At 56.1% G+C, this 20,318-nt stretch carries 21 protein-coding genes; 11 read left to right on the top strand and 10 right to left on the bottom strand.

What is annotated here, in order from left to right; genetic code table 11:
• Positions 1-30: 30 nt before the first annotated feature.
• Positions 31-1,764 carry an arginine--tRNA ligase gene (gene argS / locus C1N69_RS13740; protein WP_155031385.1) on the bottom strand — a complete coding sequence of 578 codons (1,734 nt, stop codon included), beginning with the start codon at positions 1,762-1,764 and terminating at the stop codon, positions 31-33.
• 239 nt (positions 1,765-2,003) lie between these two features.
• On the opposite strand from argS, the gene C1N69_RS13735 reads away from it, so the two are divergent.
• Together C1N69_RS13735 and cutC are read left to right on the top strand one after the other, a co-directional pair.
• Entirely contained in the window at positions 2,004-2,564 is a 561-nt protein-coding gene (locus tag C1N69_RS13735; protein WP_155031384.1) for a VOC family protein, read from the top strand.
• A 78-nt stretch (positions 2,565-2,642) separates the two neighbouring features.
• A complete protein-coding gene (cutC, locus tag C1N69_RS13730) occupies positions 2,643-3,386 on the top strand; it encodes a copper homeostasis protein CutC (protein ID WP_155031383.1) in 744 nt (247 codons plus the stop codon).
• A gap of 145 nt (positions 3,387-3,531) precedes the next feature.
• On the opposite strand, the gene cmoB is transcribed toward cutC, so the two are convergent.
• From cmoB to C1N69_RS13705, 5 genes are read right to left on the bottom strand one after another with little or no spacing between them, the layout of a single operon-like run.
• Complete coding sequence (gene cmoB / locus C1N69_RS13725) at positions 3,532-4,503, bottom strand: tRNA 5-methoxyuridine(34)/uridine 5-oxyacetic acid(34) synthase CmoB (RefSeq protein WP_025756932.1); 972 nt, start codon at positions 4,501-4,503, stop codon at positions 3,532-3,534.
• Positions 4,500-5,243, bottom strand: a complete 744-nt coding sequence (cmoA, locus tag C1N69_RS13720; RefSeq protein ID WP_025756931.1) for a carboxy-S-adenosyl-L-methionine synthase CmoA — start codon at positions 5,241-5,243, stop codon at positions 4,500-4,502. The genes cmoB and cmoA overlap by 4 nt, the downstream gene beginning before the upstream one ends.
• Positions 5,244-5,283: 40 nt before the next feature.
• Positions 5,284-5,679, bottom strand: a complete 396-nt coding sequence (locus tag C1N69_RS13715) for an MAPEG family protein (RefSeq protein WP_025756930.1) — start codon at positions 5,677-5,679, stop codon at positions 5,284-5,286.
• A gap of 51 nt (positions 5,680-5,730) precedes the next feature.
• Positions 5,731-6,549, bottom strand: coding sequence for a DUF72 domain-containing protein (locus C1N69_RS13710; RefSeq protein ID WP_155031382.1), 819 nt, complete (start codon positions 6,547-6,549; stop codon positions 5,731-5,733).
• Positions 6,546-7,112, bottom strand: a complete 567-nt coding sequence (locus C1N69_RS13705; RefSeq protein ID WP_155031381.1) for a hydrolase — start codon at positions 7,110-7,112, stop codon at positions 6,546-6,548. The genes C1N69_RS13710 and C1N69_RS13705 overlap by 4 nt, the downstream gene beginning before the upstream one ends.
• Before the next feature lie 263 nt (positions 7,113-7,375).
• Between C1N69_RS13705 and aspS the strand changes: the two genes are divergently transcribed.
• From aspS to ruvB, 6 genes are all read left to right on the top strand, one after another.
• A complete protein-coding gene (gene aspS / locus C1N69_RS13700) occupies positions 7,376-9,148 on the top strand; it encodes an aspartate--tRNA ligase (RefSeq protein ID WP_059386787.1) in 1,773 nt (590 codons plus the stop codon).
• 1 nt (position 9,149) lies between these two features.
• Positions 9,150-9,593 carry a dihydroneopterin triphosphate diphosphatase gene (nudB, locus tag C1N69_RS13695; protein WP_155031380.1) on the top strand — a complete coding sequence of 148 codons (444 nt, stop codon included), beginning with the start codon at positions 9,150-9,152 and terminating at the stop codon, positions 9,591-9,593.
• Positions 9,594-9,620: 27 nt separating this feature from the next.
• On the top strand, positions 9,621-10,361 hold the full coding sequence (locus C1N69_RS13690; RefSeq protein ID WP_045286369.1) for a YebC/PmpR family DNA-binding transcriptional regulator: 741 nt from the start codon (positions 9,621-9,623) through the stop codon (positions 10,359-10,361).
• 34 nt (positions 10,362-10,395) lie between these two features.
• The gene (gene ruvC / locus C1N69_RS13685; protein ID WP_014832404.1) at positions 10,396-10,917 is read left to right on the top strand and encodes a crossover junction endodeoxyribonuclease RuvC; all 522 of its coding nucleotides are present in this window, start codon (positions 10,396-10,398) and stop codon (positions 10,915-10,917) included.
• 80 nt (positions 10,918-10,997) lie between these two features.
• On the top strand, positions 10,998-11,612 hold the full coding sequence (gene ruvA, locus C1N69_RS13680; protein ID WP_155031379.1) for a Holliday junction branch migration protein RuvA: 615 nt from the start codon (positions 10,998-11,000) through the stop codon (positions 11,610-11,612).
• A gap of 8 nt (positions 11,613-11,620) precedes the next feature.
• Entirely contained in the window at positions 11,621-12,631 is a 1,011-nt protein-coding gene (gene ruvB / locus C1N69_RS13675) for a Holliday junction branch migration DNA helicase RuvB (protein ID WP_025756924.1), read from the top strand.
• A 54-nt stretch (positions 12,632-12,685) separates the two neighbouring features.
• Here ruvB and znuB read toward each other — a convergent pair whose 3' ends face one another.
• Together znuB and znuC are read right to left on the bottom strand one after the other, a co-directional pair.
• Positions 12,686-13,471, bottom strand: coding sequence for a zinc ABC transporter permease subunit ZnuB (gene znuB, locus C1N69_RS13670; RefSeq protein ID WP_155031378.1), 786 nt, complete (start codon positions 13,469-13,471; stop codon positions 12,686-12,688).
• Entirely contained in the window at positions 13,468-14,223 is a 756-nt protein-coding gene (gene znuC / locus C1N69_RS13665; RefSeq protein WP_155031377.1) for a zinc ABC transporter ATP-binding protein ZnuC, read from the bottom strand. Before znuC ends, znuB begins: the two co-directional genes overlap by 4 nt.
• A gap of 77 nt (positions 14,224-14,300) precedes the next feature.
• Here znuC and znuA point away from each other — a divergent pair, with 77 nt between their 5' ends.
• The 3 genes from znuA to lpxM all read left to right on the top strand — a co-directional run bounded on the left by znuA (position 14,301) and on the right by lpxM (position 17,673).
• The gene (gene znuA, locus C1N69_RS13660) at positions 14,301-15,245 is read left to right on the top strand and encodes a zinc ABC transporter substrate-binding protein ZnuA (RefSeq protein WP_047959829.1); all 945 of its coding nucleotides are present in this window, start codon (positions 14,301-14,303) and stop codon (positions 15,243-15,245) included.
• A gap of 15 nt (positions 15,246-15,260) precedes the next feature.
• A complete protein-coding gene (gene mepM / locus C1N69_RS13655) occupies positions 15,261-16,580 on the top strand; it encodes a murein DD-endopeptidase MepM (protein WP_025756921.1) in 1,320 nt (439 codons plus the stop codon).
• 121 nt (positions 16,581-16,701) lie between these two features.
• Complete coding sequence (lpxM, locus tag C1N69_RS13650) at positions 16,702-17,673, top strand: lauroyl-Kdo(2)-lipid IV(A) myristoyltransferase (RefSeq protein ID WP_045286372.1); 972 nt, start codon at positions 16,702-16,704, stop codon at positions 17,671-17,673.
• 59 nt (positions 17,674-17,732) lie between these two features.
• On the opposite strand, the gene pyk is transcribed toward lpxM, so the two are convergent.
• On the bottom strand, positions 17,733-19,175 hold the full coding sequence (gene pyk / locus C1N69_RS13645; protein WP_020883399.1) for a pyruvate kinase: 1,443 nt from the start codon (positions 19,173-19,175) through the stop codon (positions 17,733-17,735).
• A 137-nt stretch (positions 19,176-19,312) separates the two neighbouring features.
• Complete coding sequence (locus C1N69_RS13640) at positions 19,313-20,182, bottom strand: MurR/RpiR family transcriptional regulator (RefSeq protein ID WP_155031376.1); 870 nt, start codon at positions 20,180-20,182, stop codon at positions 19,313-19,315.
• Positions 20,183-20,318: the final 136 nt, after the last annotated feature.

Here is a 20,318-nt window from a genome sequence, read left to right as displayed (position 1 = left end):
GAAAACCCGGCGATTGCCGGGTTTCTTTTTTTACATACGCTCTACGGTTTCGATACCCAGAGTATCCAGACCCAGCTTCAGGGTCTTCGCCGTCAGCTGCGCCAGCTTCAGGCGGCTGTTACGGACCGCTTCATTTTCCGCAGACAGAATAGGGCAGTGCTCGTAGAAGCCGGAGAACAGGCCCGCCAGATCGTACAGGTAAGCACACATCACGTGCGGTGTACCGTCACGCGCGACAACCGTCAGCGTCTCTTCGAACTGCAGCAGACGCGCCGCCAGCTGCGCTTCACGATCTTCGCTGAGGGTCACCGTCGCATTCGCCAGCACGCTTTCGTCAATATTGGCTTTACGGAATACAGACAGCACGCGGGTGTAAGCATACTGCATGTATGGCGCGGTATTGCCTTCAAAGGCCAGCATGTTATCCCAGTCGAAGATATAGTCGGTGGTACGGTTCTTGGAAAGATCCGCGTATTTCACCGCACCGATACCCACGGCGTTGGCCAGTTTTTCCAGCTCATCGGCAGGCATATCCGGGTTCTTCTCGGCCACCAGACGGCGGGCGCGTTCCAGCGCTTCGTCCAGCAGATCGGAGAGTTTCACGGTACCGCCCGCGCGGGTTTTGAACGGCTTGCCGTCTTTACCCAGCATCATGCCGAACATGTGGTGCTCCAGCGGCACGCTATCCGGTACGTAACCGGCTTTACGCACAATCGTCCACGCCTGCATCAGGTGCTGGTGCTGACGGGAGTCGATGTAGTACAGCACGCGGTCGGCGTGCAGCGTTTCGTAACGGTATTTCGCGCAGGCGATGTCGGTAGTGGTGTAGAGATAGCCGCCATCCTTTTTCTGGATGATCACGCCCATCGGTTCGCCTTCCTTATTTTTGTACTCATCAAGGAACACGACCGTTGCGCCTTCGCTCTCAACCGCCAGGTTTTTCGCTTTCAGATCAGCCACAATACCCGGCAGCATTGGGTTGTACAGGCTTTCACCCATCACGTCGTCACGGGTCAGGGTGACGTTAAGACGGTTATAGGTGAGCTGGTTCTGAGACATGGTAATGTCAACCAGCTTGCGCCACATCTCGAGGAAGTATTGATCGCCGCCCTGCAGTTTTACCACGTAGCTGCGCGCGCGTTCGGCAAAGGCTTCGTCTTCGTCGTAGTGTTTTTTGGCTTCGCGATAGAACCCTTCCAGGTCCGCCAGCGCCATTTCACCCGCGTTTTCCTGCTGCTGTTTTTCCAGGTAAGCAATCAGCATACCGAACTGGGTACCCCAGTCGCCCACGTGGTTCGCACGAATCACCTTGTGACCAAGGAATTCGAGCGTACGCACCGCGGCATCACCGATGATGGTGGAGCGCAGGTGGCCAACGTGCATCTCTTTCGCCACGTTCGGAGCGGAGTAGTCGATTACCACGGTCTGCGCTTGTGGCCGGGAAACACCCAGACGGTCAGATTTCAGTGCCGCATCAACGTGGCTTGCCAGGAACGCAGGATCCAGGAAGATATTAATAAAGCCCGGGCCGGCAATTTCAGTTTTGCTGGCAATGCCGGAGAGATCCAGATGCGTCAGTACCTGCTCAGCGAGTTGTCGCGGCGGCATGCCCAGTTTTTTAGCCACTGCCATCACGCCATTAGCCTGATAGTCGCCAAACTGTACTTTTGCTGACTGACGAACCTGCGGTTCGCAATCCGCAGGCGCGCCTGCGGCAATCAGTGCCTGACTGACTTTTTCGGAGAGAAGAGCCTGAATATTCACCTGGATACCTTACGTTTTTGATGCGGGCCTACAACCGCCCGCGCCAGTTAAAGAATTTAGGGCGGGAGTATACTGCAAATGCCCTCTGGCGTCAGCATCGCGGGGGCCGAAGATTGCTCAGAATCCAGGCTAAGAAGGTGTGCATAATCATGCAGTCATAAAAAGCCGTATTCAGCGGTTGGTCAAAACAGAGCAACAGAGTAAATTAGCGGCTTTGCGACACGATAAGAGACTGACTTATGGCGAACTGGCAATCCATTGACGAACTGCATGATATTTCCGCAGATTTACCGCGCTTCACCCAGGCGTTCACAGAACTTGCCACCCGTCTTGGTCTGGATATCGTGCCGCTTGAGGCCGATCACATCTCTTTGCGCTGCCATCAGAATGCGACCGCCGAGCGCTGGCGTCGCGGGTTCGAACAGTGTGGCGAGTTACTCTCTGAGAACATCATTAATGGCCGTCCGATTTGCCTGTTCAAACTGCACCAGCCGGTCTGCGTGGCGCACTGGCAATTTACCGTGGTTGAACTGCCGTGGCCGGGCGAGAAACGCTATCCGCACGAAGGCTGGGAACACATCGAAATTGTCCTGCCGGGTGAGCCTGAAACACTGAACGCGCGCGCGCTGGCGCTGTTATCTGACGAAGGCTTAAGCCAGCCGGGGATTTATGTGAAAACGAGCTCACCCAAAGGCGAACGCGAGCGGTTACCTAACCCGACGCTTGCCGTCACTGACGGACAGGTCACGGTGAAGTTTCATCCGTGGACCATTGAACAGATTGTTGCCAGTGAAGCGTAAGAGATGTGTGTTCACGCCCGGACGGAAAACGGCCGGCGTGTCATGATGATTCATTTAGTGGGATTTCAGGAGGATTAAATGGCGCTGCTGGAGATTTGTTGTTACAGCGTGGAGTGTGCCGTGACCGCGCAAAAACACGGAGCTGACCGCATCGAACTGTGCGCAGCCCCCAAAGAGGGCGGGCTGACGCCCTCGTACGGCGTGTTGACGTCTGCCCGTGAGGCTGTCACCGTTCCCGTTCACCCGATTATTCGTCCTCGCGGCGGCGATTTTTGTTACACGCCGGGTGAGTTCGGCGCCATGCTTGAAGATATCGCCCTCGTGCGCGATTTGGGGTTCCCCGGTCTGGTCATTGGTCTGCTTAATGAAGACGGTGAAATCGATCTGCCGCGTATGCGTCAGGTCATGGACGCCGCGAAAGGAATGGCCGTCACGTTTCATCGGGCGTTTGATATGTGTAAAAACCCCCTGCAAACCTTTGATACGCTGGGCGAACTGGGCGTGGCGCGCATTCTGACATCTGGGCAGCAGGCGTCTGCTGAAAAAGGACTGCAATTAATTACGGAACTAAAAGCCCATTCCGGTGTTCCAATAATAATGGCGGGTGCGGGAGTCCGTGCCAGCAATCTGGAACGGTTTTTAAACGCCGGGGTTGAAGAGCTGCACAGCTCGGCAGGCAAATGGATGCCGTCGCCCATGCGTTATCGCAATACAGGATTGTCAATGTCGACGGATGCTGAAGCGGATGAGTACTCACGCTACGGTGTAGAGGGAGAGTCGGTTGCGGAAATGAAGTCGCTGATTGAGCGCCATCACGTGTAGCAACGTACCGATTTTTACCGCGCATCATGTCGCCCAATATGATGCTTGCTTGTACCAGGCCCCTGCAATTTCAACAGGGGCCTTTTTTTATTCGCCATTCGCCCCTCTCCCCTGTGGGGAGAGGGTTAGGGTGAGGGGATAAATACTACGGCTTCGTGGCAATCAGCACCGCACGCATCGGGGCCGGATAGCCTTCAATGGTTTTGCTGCGATCGGCCGGGTCGAGGAACTGCTCCAGCGATTCGGTGACCATCCAGTCGGTGCGGCGCTGTTCCTCGATGGAGGTCACGCTGACGTCGGCAATCCGTACATCCACAAACCCGCACTTCTCCAGCCAGTTCTTCAGCGCCAGCGCGGAAGGAATGAAGTAGACGTTGCGCATCTGCGCGTAGCGGTCACCCGGCACCAGAACGGTATTTTCGTCACCTTCCACCACCAGCGTTTCCAGCACCAGTTCACCGCCGCTGACCAGCTGATCCTTAAGCTGCCATAAATGCTCCAGCGGAGAGCGGCGATGGTAAAGCACGCCCATGGAGAACACGGTATCAAAGGCTTTCAGGGCCGGGAGCTGCTCAATGCCCAGCGGCAGCAGGTGCGCGCGCTGGTCGTTACCCAGCAGTTTACGCACCGCTTCAAACTGGCACAGGAAGAGCTGCATCGGGTCAATACCCACTGCCAGATGCGCCCCTGCGCCAATCATGCGCCACATGTGGTAGCCGCTGCCGCAGCCGACGTCCAGAATGGTGCGCCCGGTCAGGTCGGAAAGATGCGGCAGAACGCGATCCCATTTCCAGTCAGAGCGCCATTCGGTATTGATGTTCACGCCGTAAAGGGAAAATGGCCCTTTACGCCACGGCATCAGGTTACGCATCAGCGTTTCGATGCGGTTGACCTGACCTGCCGGAAGCGGCTCTGCGCTCTCGGCAGTCACACTGTGCAGGAGATCCAGACGATGCGGGGTCAGCTCGGGCAGGTATTCCACCGCATTCGACCACTGTTTTAACAGGCCGTGCTGCTGGTCCCGCTGCCAGGCGGCAATTTGCGCAGGCAGCGTCTCCAGCCAGTGGGAGAGCGGGCTTTTGGCAATCAGCTGATAAAAGTTGCTGAACTCAATCATGCCGCATTCCCCGCTTTCAGCGCCACCAGAGAGCCAAAGTTGAAGCACTGGAACCACAGTTCACTGTGCTCAAAACCGGCCTGACGCAGGCGCGCTTTGTGGGTTTCCACGGAGTCCGTCAGCATTACGTTTTCGAGCATGCTGCGTTTCTGGCTGATCTCCAGCTCGCTGTAGCCATTCGCACGCTTGAAATCGTGGTGCATATTGAACAGCAGCTCGCCAACCTCGGCATCTTCAAAGCTGAATTTCTCTGAGAGCACCAGCGCGCCGCCAGGATTCAGCCCCTGATAAATTTTGTCCAGCAGACGCTGGCGGTCTTCAGGCACCAGGAACTGCAGGGTGAAATTCAGCACCACCATCGACGCGTTATTGATCTCGATATCACGGATATCGCCTTCCACCACGTCCACCGGAACAGGGGCTTTGTACGCGTCAATATGGCGACGGCAGCGTTCCACCATGGCCGGGGAATTATCGACGGCGATGATCCGACAGCCTTCGTGGTGAACATTACGACGAACCGACAGCGTTGCCGCGCCGAGCGAGCAGCCCAGGTCATAGACCTGCGTGCCGGGTTGAACGAAGCGCTCAGCCAGCATGCCGATCATAGAGATAATATTGGAATAACCGGGAACAGAGCGCTGGATCATATCCGGGAAGACTTCAGCTACCCGTTCATCGAAGGTCCAGTCGCCCAGGCTGGCGATAGGCGCGGAAAAAAGCGTGTCGCGATCTGACATAACGTAAAAATCCGGGAAAAATAAAGTGGCGTATTGTGCGCTAATGGAGGGAGAAAACCAACTCCCACGGCATATACCACAGGTTAGCCAGCACCATCAGCAAAAGTGAACACCAGGTCGCACTCATGCCGGAACGACGCCAGCGGAACAGGCGATGGTGAAAGCCATAATAATGCATTAGCCGGCCAGCAATCAGCAGCAGGCCACAGATGTGTACCATCCACGTTTCTGCGCCATTCATCTCCATAAAAAGCAACAGGATTAATCCCGCGGGGATATATTCAACCGCATTGCCGTGAATGCGGATAGCGCTTTGTAGCTCGGAAAATCCGCCGTCGCCGTAAGAGACGCGGTACTGCGTTCTGAGGCGCACAACATCAAATGAAAACTTAATCAGCAGTAATGCACCTAACACCGCATACAGCGCGCTGACCATACAAACTCCCTGTTTTTGGCAGATGGCACTTCCCTATGATAGGGGGTGATATCAGAAAAGAGAAGATTGTTGTGGAATGGAAGGGGCGCTTCCTACGGCCGGGACCGCAGCCTGCAAGGCCTGCCACAGAGCATCGACCAGTTCGGGTGCCTGGGCGATATCCGGCGTGTGCAAAAAGAGATACGGCGTGGTGGTCTGTTCCCACTTCGCTAATGTCTGCAGCCAGACGGCGAACATCGCCTGGTTTTGCTGCATATTATCGCTGCCGATAAACCTGACCATCGGGTTCTGCGCGGTCACAATGACGTGAACTGGCACTTTCGGTTTTTTGCGCTGGGCATCCACAATCGCTTCACTGTGCGCGATGGCGCTGTGGACGGGGCGGCTGTCGAGGATCACCCGGTTAACGGAACGCTCAAGCAGGCCGCGATTGAGGGCTTTTTCCGCTTCGCCCTTCGCAAAGAATTGCGGGTGTCGGACTTCAACGCCGTAGGTGAAGTCACGGGGCAGGGCATCCAGGAACTGCCAGAGCGCAGGCAGATCGCGCGGGGCAAAGGTGGCGGGAAGCTGGAGCCAGTACAGACCAATCCGGTTCGCCAGCGGCGACATACGCGTAAAAAATTCTTCGGTCAACTCTCCGCAGTTGCGCAGCGCGGCCTGGTGGGAAATGGTGGCCGGAAACTTGAAGCAAAAGCGGAAGTCATCCGTCGTTTGTTCCCGCCAGCGCGCAACAACCTCTGCTTTGGGGAGCGCATACAGGGTGGTGTTACCCTCGACACAGTTGAAGTGTCGGGCATACTCCTCAAGGCTGGTGATGCCAAGGCGCACCCATTTCGGGTGCGACCACTGGGGCAAACCGACATACATCATAGCGCGCGTAAAATCTCATCCGTGCTGCGCACGCGGCCAATGCGCGGGAAGATATGGGTCATGCTGCCCTGGTGCTGTTCCGCGGTGGCGGCGCTGCAGGCATCCTCGGCGATCACCAGATTAAAGCCCAGCTCCCATGCGTTACGGGCGGTAGATTCCACGCCGATGTTGGTGGAAATGCCGCACAGAATAACGGTGTCGATGCCGCGACGGCGTAGCTGTAGCTCGAGATCGGTGCCGTAAAATGCGCCCCACTGACGTTTAGTCACTTCAATGTCGCTGTCGCGTTTGCCGAGTGAGACCGGGTACGTCCACCAGTTTTCCGGCAGGGCACGCGCAGGAGCCTGTGCGTCAACGGGCTGTTTTAACGCTTCGGCGTAATCGGCTGACCAGCCGACACGGACCATAACCACCGGGGCACCGCTGGCGCGACATTTTTCCGCCAGGCGAGCGGCGCGGCTTACCACGTCGTCCGCGCTGTGCGGGCCACCGGCAAAGGGCAGTATGCCTTCCTGTAAATCAATCACAACAAGCGCGGTTTTGCTGGCATCAAATGTTAACATCGTTACTCCCGTTAAATTAACCACTTCCAGACACCATACGACGTGATGGCCTGTTATCGGTCGGATAATTTTGTTAATTTTTGTGAGAATAGACAATAAGCGTGCAGCAAACGACCGTCTGGCCGTGGTTCGCTCTTATCGTCCGGCGGAATTTCCAGTATAATAGCCGCCTTTTTTCATCCAGTTGTGACATACAGAAAGCTGCGACATAGTAGCCTGCACGCCAGGCGACATTTAGCCTGCGGCTAATTAAGGGATATCTCATGCGTACAGAATATTGCGGGCAGCTGCGTCAGTCCCACGTCGGACAGCAGGTGACCCTGTGTGGTTGGGTCAACCGTCGTCGTGATCTTGGTAGCCTTATCTTCATCGATATGCGCGACCGCGAAGGTATCGTTCAGGTGTTCTTCGATCCGGATCGTGCGGACGCGTTGAAACTGGCTTCTGAGCTGCGTAATGAGTTCTGCATTCAGGTCACCGGCACCGTGCGTGCGCGTGACGAGAAAAACGTCAACGCGGACATGGCGACCGGTGCCATTGAAGTGCTGGCGTCCGATCTGACGATCATCAACCGTGCTGAAGCGCTGCCGCTGGACTCCAACCACGTCAACACTGAAGAAGCGCGTCTGAAATACCGCTATCTGGATCTGCGTCGCCCGGAAATGGCTCAGCGCCTGAAAACACGTGCGAGAATCACCAGCCTGGTGCGCCGTTTTATGGATGACCACGGTTTCCTCGACATCGAAACCCCGATGCTGACCAAAGCCACGCCGGAAGGCGCGCGCGATTACCTTGTGCCATCCCGCGTTCATAAAGGCAAATTCTACGCGCTGCCACAGTCTCCACAGCTGTTCAAACAGCTGCTGATGATGTCCGGCTTCGATCGCTATTATCAGATCGTGAAATGCTTCCGTGACGAAGACCTGCGTGCTGACCGCCAGCCAGAATTTACCCAGATCGATGTGGAAACCTCCTTCATGACCGCCGAACAGGTGCGTGAAGTGATGGAAGCGCTGGTGCGTAGCCTGTGGAACGACGTGAAAGGCGTTGAGCTGGGCGACTTCCCGATCATGACCTTCGCGGAAGCCGAGCGTCGCTACGGCTCTGATAAACCGGACCTGCGTAACCCGATGGAGCTGGTGGACGTGGCGGACCTGGTAAAATCCGTAGAATTTGCGGTCTTTGCCGGCCCGGCTAACGACGCCAAAGGCCGTGTCGCTGCGCTGCGCGTACCGGGCGGTGCGGCACTGAGCCGTAAGCAGATTGACGACTACGGCAACTTCATCAAGATCTACGGCGCGAAAGGTCTGGCTTATATTAAAGTCACCGAGCGCGCGAAAGGCCTGGAAGGGATCACCAGCCCGGTCGCGAAATTCCTGAACGCGGAGATCGTGGAAGCGATCCTTGAGCGCACCGGCGCGCAAGACGGCGATATGATCTTCTTCGGCGCAGATAACAAGAAAATCGTAGCGGATGCGATGGGCGCGCTGCGTCTGAAGCTGGGTAAAGATCTGAACCTGACCGACGAGTCCAAATGGGCGCCGTTGTGGGTGATTGACTTCCCAATGTTCGAAGATGACGGTGAAGGCGGTCTGACCGCGATGCACCACCCGTTCACCTCGCCGAAAGACATGACGGCTGCAGAGCTGAAAGCGGCACCGGAAGATGCGGTCGCCAACGCCTACGATATGGTCATCAACGGCTACGAAGTGGGCGGCGGCTCCGTGCGTATTCACAGCGGTGAAATGCAGCAGACCGTGTTCGGTATCCTGGGCATCAACGAGCAGGAGCAGCGCGAGAAATTCGGCTTCCTGCTGGACGCGCTGAAATACGGTACGCCTCCGCATGCGGGTCTGGCTTTCGGTCTTGACCGTCTGACCATGCTGCTGACCGGCACCGATAACATCCGTGATGTTATTGCCTTCCCGAAAACCACCGCAGCAGCGTGTCTGATGACCGAAGCGCCAAGCTTTGCCAACCCGGCCGCGCTGGCTGAGCTGGGCATTGACGTGGTGAAGAAGGAAGAGAAAAACTGATATGACATATAAGCTTCCCGTTTCGGTCCTGGTGGTCATCTATGCAGAAGACACGAAGCGGGTGCTGATGTTGCAGCGGCGCGATGACCCTGATTTCTGGCAGTCGGTTACCGGCAGTCTGGAAGAGGGGGAAACCGCGTTGCAGGCCGCCGCGCGCGAAGTAAAGGAAGAGGTCGCCATTGATGTTGCCCGCGAGCAACTGACCCTGAAGGACTGTCAGCGTACGGTGGAGTTTGAAATTTTTAGCCATTTACGTCATCGCTACGCGCCGGGTACCGAGCGCAATACGGAGTCGTGGTTCTGTCTCGCGCTTCCCCATGAGCGGGAGATCGTGTTTACCGAACACCTGACCTACCGCTGGGTGAAAGCGGCGGATGCCGCCGCACTGACCAAGTCGTGGAGCAACCGGCAGGCGATTGAAGAATTTGTAATTAACGCAGCCTGAGAAGGCGCGATTTTTGGAGAACTTTTTATGGCAGGTCATAGTAAGTGGGCCAACACCAAACACCGCAAAGCGGCACAGGATGCCAAGCGCGGTAAGATCTTTACTAAAATTATTCGCGAGCTGGTGACTGCAGCGCGTCTGGGCGGCGGCGATCCGGCTTCTAACCCGCGTCTGCGCGCGGCGGTGGATAAGGCGCTGTCTAACAACATGACGCGTGACACGCTGAACCGTGCTATCGCACGTGGCGTGGGCGGTGATGAAGACGCGAACATGGAAACCATCATTTATGAAGGTTACGGCCCTGGCGGTACCGCGGTGATGGTTGAATGTCTGTCTGACAACCGTAACCGTACCGTTGCAGAAGTGCGTCATGCCTTCAGCAAATGCGGTGGTAACCTGGGGACTGACGGTTCCGTGGCCTACCTGTTCAGCAAAAAAGGCGTCATCTCCTTCGAGAAAGGCGACGAAGATGTGATCATGGAAGCGGCGCTGGAGGCCGGTGCGGAAGACGTCGTGACCTACGATGATGGCGCAATCGATGTTTACACCGCGTGGGAAGAGATGGGTGCCGTGCGTGATGCGCTGGAAGCGGCGGGTCTGAAAGCGGACAACGCGGAAGTCTCCATGATCCCTTCTACCAAAGCAGACATGGATGCGGAAACCGCGCCGAAACTGCTGCGTCTGATCGACATGCTGGAAGACTGTGACGACGTGCAGGAAGTGTATCACAACGGTGAAATCTCTGATGAGGTTGCAGCGACTCTCTGATGAGAGCGTGTAAATCCGTTACAGGAGACGCGTGATGTCGATTATCCTCGGGATTGACCCTGGCTCACGCGTCACCGGTTATGGCGTCATCCGTCAGGTAGGACGCCAGCTAACCTACCTTGGCAGCGGGTGTATTCGCACCAAAGTGGACGATCTGCCGTCACGCCTGAAGCTTATCTATGCAGGCGTAACGGAGATCATCACCCAGTTTCAGCCAGATTATTTCGCCATCGAGCAGGTCTTTATGGCGAAAAACGCCGATTCGGCGTTAAAGCTCGGTCAGGCGCGGGGGGTGGCCATTGTGGCGGCGGTGAACCAGGATTTGCCGGTATTCGAATACGCGGCAAGACAGGTCAAGCAGACGGTGGTGGGGATTGGTAGCGCGGAGAAAAGCCAGGTGCAGCACATGGTGCGGACCTTGCTGAAGCTTCCCGCGAACCCGCAGGCCGACGCCGCGGATGCGCTGGCTATCGCGATTACCCACTGCCACGTCAGCCAGAACGCGATGCAAATGAGCGAGTCGCGGCTCAATCTGGCGCGCGGCAGGTTACGATAATGACAAATCAGGCTGGATGTTTATCCAGCCTTTTTTTATTATGTCGGCAGTTAATTTCTTCCAGAACGCAGGAGCGTCACGTGATAGGCAGACTCAGAGGCATCATCATTGAAAAACAACCCCCGTTAGTGCTGCTGGAAGTGGGTGGCGTGGGCTATGAAGTCCATATGCCGATGACCTGTTTCTACGAACTGCCGGACGCGGGCAAAGAGGCGATTGTCTTTACCCAGTTTGTGGTGCGTGAAGATGCGCAACTGCTGTACGGTTTCAATAACAAACAGGAACGCACCCTGTTCCGCGAGTTGATTAAAACTAATGGGGTGGGGCCGAAACTGGCGCTGGCAATTTTATCCGGTATGTCAGCTCAGCAGTTTGTGAATGCCGTTGAGCGTGAAGATCCTGCGGCGCTGATTAAACTTCCTGGCATCGGCAAGAAAACCGCCGAGCGCCTGATTGTCGAGATGAAAGACCGCTTTAAAGGACTGCATGGCGATCTCTTCACCCCGGCGGCCGATCTGGTACTGACGTCCCCTGGCACGCCTGCGACGGATGATGATGCCGAGCAGGAAGCGGTTGCTGCGCTGGTGGCGCTGGGCTATAAACCTCAGGAGGCCAGCCGTATGGTGAGCAAAATTGCCACACCGGATGCCAGCAGTGAAACCCTGATTCGTGAAGCGCTGCGCGCTGCATTGTGAGGTAAAGGATGATTGAAGCAGATCGCCTGGTATCGGCAGGCACCCTTCAGGCAGAAGATGTGGTGGATCGCGCGATCCGCCCGAAACTGCTTGATGAGTATATCGGCCAGCCGCAGGTCCGTTCCCAGATGGAAATTTTCATCCAGGCGGCAAAACTGCGCGGCGATGCGCTCGATCACCTGCTGATCTTTGGTCCTCCGGGGTTGGGGAAAACCACGCTGGCGAATATCGTCGCCAATGAGATGGGCGTCAATCTGCGCACCACCTCCGGCCCGGTGCTGGAGAAGGCGGGCGATCTGGCGGCGATGCTGACCAACCTCGAACCGCATGATGTACTGTTTATTGATGAGATCCACCGCCTGTCACCGGTGGTGGAAGAGGTGCTCTATCCGGCGATGGAAGATTACCAGCTGGATATCATGATCGGTGAAGGGCCGGCTGCGCGCTCCATCAAAATCGACCTCCCGCCGTTTACCCTGATTGGTGCCACCACCCGTGCCGGGTCGTTAACCTCTCCACTGCGTGACCGCTTTGGTATCGTGCAGCGCCTGGAGTTTTATCAGGTGCCGGACCTGCAACATATTGTGGGACGCAGCGCGCGCTACATGGGGCTGGATATGAGCGAAGAAGGGGCGTTTGAAGTGGCGAAGCGCTCCCGCGGCACGCCGCGTATCGCTAACCGTCTGCTGCGCCGAGTGCGCGACTTTGCTGAAGTAAAGCATGATGGCACGATTTCAGCCGAGATTGCCGCGCAGGCGCTGGATATGCTGAACGTTGATGCTGAAGGTTTTGACTATATGGACCGCAAGCTGCTGCTGGCGGTGCTGGACAAGTTCTTTGGCGGTCCGGTTGGGCTGGATAACCTGGCGGCGGCGATCGGTGAAGAGCGCGAAACGATCGAAGATGTGCTTGAGCCGTATCTCATCCAGCAGGGGTTCCTGCAGCGCACCCCGCGTGGACGCATGGCAACAGTGCGGGCGTGGAATCATTTCGGCATTACGCCGCCGGCGATGCCCTGAGTGGGGAAGGGTTTTGTAGCCCCGGTAAGCGAAGCGCCACCGGGGACATACTGACTACTGCGCGGTCTTTTTCATCATACTGAAGATAAATAACACCGCCGCACTCAGCACCACGGACGGCCCCGCAGGCGTGTCATAGAACGCCGAGAAGGTTAATCCCCCCGTCACGGCAATCATGCCGACGACAACCGCCACGCCGGCCATCTGCTCCGGCGTACGCGCAAAACGACGCGCCGTGGCGGCCGGAATAATCAGCAGTGAGGTGATAATCAGCGCACCGACAAACTTCATTGCCACGCCTATGGTTAACGCCGTCACCAGCATCAGCAGTAGTTTTACACGCTGCAGCTTCACGCCGTCGACAAACGCCAGATCGGGGCTGACGGTCATCGCCAGCAGATTACGCCACTGCCAGAGCAAAATCCCCAGGACCACGATCACGCCAATGGCGATAGCGATCAGATCCTCCGGCGTCACGGCCAGCAGGTCGCCGAACAGGTAGGCCATCAGATCGACACGGATATTCGACATCAGACTGACCACCACCAGACCCAGGGACAGGGCGCTGTGCGCCATGATGCCCAGCAGCGTGTCGATGGCAAGGTGAGGACGTTTTTCCAGCCAGACCAGACCGGCCGCGAGCAGCAGCGTGACGACAATCACCGCATAGAAGGGATTTACATCCAGCAGCAGGCCAAAGGCAACGCCCAACAGAGACGCATGCGCCAGGGTATCACCGAAATAGGACATTCTGCGCCACACCACAAACGAGCCCAGCGGCCCCGCGGCGCAGGCAAGCATAATCCCGGCCAGCCAGCCGGGCAGTAATAGTTCAATCATGAGTGTCCATTTCCCCGACGCAGAACGATTCGTCCCTGTAAATCATGGCGATGATTATGATGATGGCGATAAATGCCCAGCTGTTCAGCGCCGCGAGGGCCGAACATGGAGATAAATTCCGGATGCATTGATACCACTTCTGGCGTGCCGGAACAGCAGATATGATGGTTGAGGCACAGCACTTCATCGGTTTTCGCCATCACCAGATGTAAATCGTGGGAGACCATCAGCACCGCGCAGTTCAGTTCCCGGCGCAGCTGGTCGATGAGGTCGTACAGCGCGACCTGGCCGTTAACATCCACCCCTTGGGTGGGCTCATCCAGGACCAGCAGCTGTGGGCTGCTCAACAGCGCGCGGGCAAGTAAAACACGTTGCGTTTCGCCGCCAGAGAGTTTTTGCAGCGGCGTATCGATAAGATGACCCGCCTGCACGCGTTTCAGTGCCGGGAGAATATCCGCTTTCCGCGTGCCGGGACGCAAACGCAGGAAACGGCTGACCGTCAGGGGCAGCGTGGCATCGAGGTGAAGTTTTTGCGGCACATAGCCGATTCGCAATTTTTCCTCGCGCGCGATCACGCCTTCATCGGGGACGACCAGACCCAGCACCACGCGCACCAGGGTCGATTTACCTGCGCCATTGGGGCCGAGCAGCGTTAGAATTTTACCGGGCTTCAGATCCAGCGACACGTCAGAGAGGACGCGGCGCTGACCAAATGAGACCGAAATATTTTCAAGAGAAACCAATGTCGTCATGTCATTTTAAGCTTGAAGAAGTCAACGAATGTTATAATATCACATTTCACGCATTCACTACGATGATTAGTCGCATTATGTTACATAAAAATACGCTTCTTTTCGCAGCATTATCCGCTGCCCTTTGGGGTACAACCGCACAAGATGTTAACGCTGCCGTTGTCGCTTCGCTTAAACCGCTCGGGTTCATCGCGTCGGCCATTGCTGATGGGGTGACACAGACTGAGGTTTTACTCCCGGATGGGGCATCTGAGCATGACTATTCCCTGCGCCCTTCGGATGTAAAACGCTTACAAAACGCAGACTTAGTGGTCTGGATTGGACCAGAAATGGAAGCGTTTATGCAGAAGTCGGCCAAACAGATCGCGGGCGAAAAACAGGTTGCGATTGCCACACTTCCCGGAGTGAAACCGCTGCTCATGAAAGGCGCGGATGACGACGGTGACGAACATGACCATCATCATGCTGACAGTGAAAAAGGTGATGAGGATCACCATCACGGCGAGTACAACATGCATCTTTGGCTTTCCCCAGAGATAGCGCGGCTTTCGGCGGTTGCAATCCATGACAAATTAGTGGAACTTATGCCGCAAAGTCGAGCCAAACTTGACGCCAACCTGAAGGATTTTGAGGCACAATTAGCCGCAACCGATAAGCAGGTAGGTAATGAGCTCGCACCGTTGAAAGGAAAAGGGTATTTCGTTTTTCATGACGCCTACGGCTATTACGAAAAACACTACGGCCTGACCCCGCTGGGTCATTTCACCGTCAACCCTGAAATTCAGCCTGGTGCGCAGCGTTTACATGAAATCAGAACACAGCTGGTTGAGCAAAAAGCAACATGCGTTTTTGCTGAGCCACAGTTCAGGCCAGCGGTCGTAGAAGCCGTGGCCAGGGGGACATCCGTGCGCATGGGGACCCTTGACCCGCTAGGAACGAATATCCAGTTGAGCAAAGCGAGCTATTCGCAGTTCCTCAGCCAACTGGCGAACCAGTATGCGAGCTGCCTGAAAGGAGATTAACGAGGAAGTGAATACGTGCAACAGATAGCCCGCTCTGTCGCTCTGGCATTTAACAATCTGCCTCGACCCCACCGCGTTATGCTGGGGTCGCTTACAGTTCTCACCTTAGCGGTCGCCGTCTGGCGGCCCTATGTTTACCACCCGAGTTCTGCCCCTATCATCAAAACCATAGAGCTTGAGAAGAGCGAAATCCGTTCTTTGCTGCCTGAAGCCAGTGAACCGATTGACCAGGCGGCCCAGGAAGATGAAGCCATCCCGCAGGATGAGCTGGACGATAAAACCGAAAACGAAGCGGGTATCCACGAATACGTTGTTTCAACCGGGGACACGCTCAGCAGCGTGCTGAACCAGTACGGCATCGACATGGGCAATATCAGCCAGCTGGCGGCTGCTGATAAAGATCTTCGCAACCTGAAAATCGGGCAACAGCTCTCCTGGACATTAACCGCAGACGGGGATTTGCAACGCCTGACCTGGGAAATGTCCCGCCGTGAAACCCGCACCTACGATCGCACTGCAAACGGTTTCAAGATGACCAGCGAAATGCAGAAGGGCGACTGGGTTAACAGCGTACTGAAAGGTACCGTGGGCGCGAGCTTTGTCTCCAGCGCGCGCGATGCAGGATTGACCAGCGCTGAAATCAGTTCGGTGATTAAAGCCATGCAGTGGCAAATGGATTTCCGCAAACTGAAGAAGGGCGATGAGTTTTCCGTCCTGATGTCCCGCGAAATGCTGGATGGCAAGCGCGAACAAAGCCAGCTGCTGGGGGTACGTCTGCGCTCCGAGGGCAAAGATTACTACGCGATCCGTGCCGAAGACGGTAAGTTCTATGACCGCACCGGTACGGGACTTGCGAAAGGTTTCCTGCGCTTCCCGACAGCCAAACAGTTCCGCGTCTCCTCTAACTTTAACCCGCGTCGCCTGAACCCGGTCACCGGACGCGTCGCGCCGCACCGTGGCGTTGACTTCGCTATGCCGCAGGGCACGCCGGTACTGGCGGTAGGGGATGGTGAAGTGGTGGTTGCTAAACGTAGCGGTGCAGCCGGTTATTATGTCGCGGTGCGTCATGGCCGTACATACACCACTCGCTATATGCACCTGCGTAAGCTGCTGGTCAAACCGGGCCAGAAAGTGAAGCGTGGCGACCGTATCGCCATCTCCGGCAATACCGGACGTTCCACCGGCCCGCACCTGCACTATGAAGTGTGGATCAACCAGCAAGCGGTGAACCCGCTGACGGCGAAACTGCCGCGCACCGAAGGCCTGACGGGTAAAGATCGTACTGATTACCTGGCGCAGGTAAAAGAGGTGGTGCCGCAGCTGAGCTTAAACTAAGCTTCCTGCTTTTGTTAAAAAAGCCGGCGTCAGTATGCGCCGGCTTTTTCTTTTGTGCGTGGGCGACTGCCTCGCTACACTATCTGCATTAAATTTCGCGTCATCAGACCCTGGATCCAGCATGGAAACCCAAAAAAACAATATTGAATACATTCCTGAGTTTGAAAAATCCTTTCGTCATCCGCGCAACTGGGGCGCCTGGCTTGGCGTTTACGCCTTTGCGGGCATCGCGATGCTGCCGGCCTCCGTTCGCGATCCTGTTCTGGGCAAAATAGGCCGACTGGCCGGACGCTTAGGCAAAAGCGCCCGTCGCCGCGCGCAAATTAACCTCTATTACTGCTTCCCGGAAAAGAGCGATGCCGAGCGCGAGGCCATTATTGACGCAATGTATACCACCGCCCCGCAGGCAATGGCGATGATGGCTGAGCTGGCGCTGAAAGGGCCGGAGAAGGTCATGGAGCGCGTTGACTGGAAAGGGCTGGAGATTATCGACGAGATGCGACGCAACGAGGAGAAAGTCATCTTTCTCGTTCCGCACGGCTGGGGCGTGGATATTCCTGCCATGCTGATGGCTTCCCAGGGTCAGAAGATGGCGGCAATGTTCCACAACCAGGGCAACAAGATCTTCGATTACGTCTGGAATACCGTACGTCGTCGTTTTGGTGGCCGCCTGCATGCGCGAAATGACGGTATTAAACCGTTTATTCAGTCTGTGCGTCAGGGATACTGGGGCTACTATTTGCCGGATCAGGACCACGGCCCGGAGCACAGTGAGTTTGTGGATTTCTTCGGAACCTATAAGGCGACACTGCCCGCGATTGGCCGCCTGATGAAAGTGTGCCGTGCCCGCGTGATCCCGCTTTTCCCGACCTACGATGGCAACACCCATCGCCTGAGCATTGAGGTGCGTCCGCCGATGGACGATCTACTCACCGCGGACGATCGCACCATCGCCCGTCGCATGAATGAAGAGGTGGAGATTCTGGTGGGACCGCATGCTGAGCAGTACACGTGGATCCTGAAGTTGCTCAAAACGCGTAAGCCGGGTGAAAAAGAGCCGTATAAACGCAAAGAGCTGTATCCAACGAAATAAAAAACACCCCTCACCCTGTCCCTCTCCCCACAGGGGAGAGGGGATCGCACATTTCCGTTTTATTCGACTGTGAGTACGCGCGTGGTGTTGGTTGAGCCGATGGTGCTCATCACATCACCCTGGGTCACGATAACGATATCACCTGAGACCAGATAGCCTTTGTCGCGCAGCAGGTTTACGGCATCGTGCGCCGCGGCCACGCCGTCATTGGTGCTGTCGAAGTGTACCGGCGTCACACCGCGGTACAGCGCCGTCAGATTCAGCGTACGTTCGTGACGAGACATGGCGAATATCGGCAGGCCGGAGCTGATACGCGAGGTCATCAGCGCGGTACGGCCGGATTCGGTCATGGTGATGATCGCCGTTACGCCTTTAAGGTGGTTCGCGGCATACATGGCGGACATGGCAATCGCTTCTTCCACGTTGTCGAACTGCACGTCCAGACGGTGTTTAGAGACGTTGATGCTCGGGATCTTTTCAGCGCCCAGGCAGACGCGCGCCATGGCGGCCACGGTCTCTGCAGGGTACTGACCCGCAGCGGTTTCCGCCGAGAGCATCACCGCATCGGTACCGTCCAGTACGGCGTTGGCCACGTCCATGACTTCCGCACGGGTTGGCATCGGGTTGGTGATCATGGATTCCATCATCTGAGTGGCGGTGATCACCGCGCGGTTCAGCTGACGTGCGCGACGGATCAGCGCTTTCTGGATCCCGACCAGCTCAGGGTCACCGATTTCCACACCCAGGTCGCCACGCGCAACCATCACTACGTCAGACGCGAGGATCACATCGTCCATGGCATCCTGATCGCAAACGGCTTCCGCACGCTCAACTTTCGCAACGATTTTGGCATCACAACCAGCATCACGTGCCAGACGACGCGCATAGTTCAGGTCTTCGCCGCAGCGCGGGAAGGAGACCGCCAGGTAGTCAACGCCAATCAGCGCCGCGGTCACGATGTCCGCTTTGTCTTTGTCAGTCAGCGCTTCCGCAGAGAGTCCACCGCCCAGTTTGTTGATGCCCTTATTGTTGGAGAGCGGGCCGCCGACGGTGACTTCGGTGAACACCTTCATGCCCTGAACTTCCAGCACCTTCAGCTGTACGCGACCGTCGTCGAGCAGCAGGATATCGCCCGGTACCACGTCCGCTGGCAGGCCTTTATAGTCGATACCGACTTTCTCTTTATCGCCTTCGCCTTTGCCCAGGTTGGCATCAAGCAGGAACTTATCACCAATATTGAGGAAAACTTTCCCCTCTTTAAAGGTTGAAACACGAATCTTAGGACCCTGCAAATCGCCAAGAATAGCGACGTGGCGGCCCAGTTTTGCTGCGATTTCACGCACTTTATCGGCACGTAATTTATGGTCTTCTGGCGTACCGTGAGAGAAGTTCATACGCACCACGTTGGCGCCAGCGGCGATAATTTTCTCGAGATTATTATCACGATCGGTGGCCGGGCCTAAGGTGGTTACGATCTTGGTTCTGCGAAGCCTTCTGGACATGTAATACTCCGTTGACTGAAACAACTTTGGTGTTGCGTGAACATTGAATCGGCCATCATCTGCCGCAAGGCAGCAGCGAGTGGACCGAATGCCGTAAATCGTTACATCGTAATTATTCGTTACGTCTTCGTTATCAACTATCGAACATCGCTCTTTATAAGCAATTCTTTATCAAAACGCGATTCCTTAAGCGCTTCCTTGACCCGCTTCAAGTTATCCCGGAATTTTGCCCCCCGACGTAAGGTAAAACCGGTCGCCAGCACGTCAATCACCGTGAGCTGCGCCAGGCGGGAGACCATCGGCATATAAATATCGGTGTCTTCCGGTACGTCGAGCGTGATCGCCAACGTCGCCTCACGGGCCAGCGGCGTGCCCGCCGTGGTAAGCGCGATAACCATGGCATCGTTTTCACGGGCCAGCTGCGCCAGCTCGACCTGACTCTTGGTGCGGCCGGTATGCGAAATCAGTACCACGACGTCATCTTCACTGCAATTCATACAGCTCATGCGTTGCAGCACAATGTCATCGGAATAAATCACCGGGACGTTAAAGCGGAAAAACTTGTTCATGGCGTCATGCGCCACGGCCGCCGACGACCCGAGACCAAAGAACGCGATTCGCTTGGCCTGGGTAAGGAGATCCACCGCGCGATTCACGGCGTTCATATCCAGAGACTGGCGGACGTGGTCAAGCGAGGCCATGGCTGATTCAAATATTTTCGCGGTATAGGCATCAACACTGTCGTCTTCATCCACATTGCGATTAACATAGGGGGTGCCATTAGCCAGACTTTGTGCCAGATGCAGTTTAAAATCAGGGAAGCCGCGTGTTTCCAGGCTGCGGCAAAAGCGATTGACCGTCGGTTCGCTCACACCCGCTTCCTGTGCCAGAGCGGCGATGCTTGAATGGATCGCCTGCGCGGGAGAAGCCAGAATGACCTCGGCCACTTTACGCTCGGATTTGCTAAGGTGTTCCAGTTGAAACTGGATTTTTTCCAGCATGTTCATGTTAACAGGACGCTCATGGGTGTAAACGATTTCATAAATTGATGAAATCGTAATTCGATTTAGCCGATATTACCCCTGTGACTTCCAGAAAGGGTAACAATCGACAAGATAATGTTGTTGTTTTTTTTCATAACTT

The sequence above is a fragment of the Enterobacter sichuanensis genome (assembly GCF_009036245.1).
GTDB lineage: Bacteria > Pseudomonadota > Gammaproteobacteria > Enterobacterales > Enterobacteriaceae > Enterobacter > Enterobacter sichuanensis.
Note: the sequence above shows the minus strand (reverse complement) of the source record. Positions and strands in the feature narration are given on the sequence as shown.

Bases quoted from the DNA above. Each gene is read 5' to 3' on its own strand.
- aspS (WP_059386787.1), top strand. From the start codon at position 7,376: ATGCGTACAGAATATTGCGGGCAGCTGCGTCAGTCCCACGTCGGACAG.
- ruvB (WP_025756924.1), top strand. From the start codon at position 11,621: ATGATTGAAGCAGATCGCCTGGTATCGGCAGGCACCCTTCAGGCAGAA.
- cmoA (WP_025756931.1), bottom strand. From the start codon at position 5,243: ATGTCAGATCGCGACACGCTTTTTTCCGCGCCTATCGCCAGCCTGGGC.
- C1N69_RS13705 (WP_155031381.1), bottom strand. From the start codon at position 7,112: ATGTTAACATTTGATGCCAGCAAAACCGCGCTTGTTGTGATTGATTTA.
- C1N69_RS13715 (WP_025756930.1), bottom strand. From the start codon at position 5,679: ATGGTCAGCGCGCTGTATGCGGTGTTAGGTGCATTACTGCTGATTAAG.
- C1N69_RS13640 (WP_155031376.1), bottom strand. From the start codon at position 20,182: ATGAACATGCTGGAAAAAATCCAGTTTCAACTGGAACACCTTAGCAAA.
- pyk (WP_020883399.1), bottom strand. From the start codon at position 19,175: ATGTCCAGAAGGCTTCGCAGAACCAAGATCGTAACCACCTTAGGCCCG.
- ruvC (WP_014832404.1), top strand. From the start codon at position 10,396: ATGTCGATTATCCTCGGGATTGACCCTGGCTCACGCGTCACCGGTTAT.
- znuA (WP_047959829.1), top strand. From the start codon at position 14,301: ATGTTACATAAAAATACGCTTCTTTTCGCAGCATTATCCGCTGCCCTT.
- znuC (WP_155031377.1), bottom strand. From the start codon at position 14,223: ATGACGACATTGGTTTCTCTTGAAAATATTTCGGTCTCATTTGGTCAG.
- lpxM (WP_045286372.1), top strand. From the start codon at position 16,702: ATGGAAACCCAAAAAAACAATATTGAATACATTCCTGAGTTTGAAAAA.
- C1N69_RS13735 (WP_155031384.1), top strand. From the start codon at position 2,004: ATGGCGAACTGGCAATCCATTGACGAACTGCATGATATTTCCGCAGAT.
- C1N69_RS13710 (WP_155031382.1), bottom strand. From the start codon at position 6,549: ATGATGTATGTCGGTTTGCCCCAGTGGTCGCACCCGAAATGGGTGCGC.
- cmoB (WP_025756932.1), bottom strand. From the start codon at position 4,503: ATGATTGAGTTCAGCAACTTTTATCAGCTGATTGCCAAAAGCCCGCTC.
- znuB (WP_155031378.1), bottom strand. From the start codon at position 13,471: ATGATTGAACTATTACTGCCCGGCTGGCTGGCCGGGATTATGCTTGCC.
- C1N69_RS13690 (WP_045286369.1), top strand. From the start codon at position 9,621: ATGGCAGGTCATAGTAAGTGGGCCAACACCAAACACCGCAAAGCGGCA.
- nudB (WP_155031380.1), top strand. From the start codon at position 9,150: ATGACATATAAGCTTCCCGTTTCGGTCCTGGTGGTCATCTATGCAGAA.
- cutC (WP_155031383.1), top strand. From the start codon at position 2,643: ATGGCGCTGCTGGAGATTTGTTGTTACAGCGTGGAGTGTGCCGTGACC.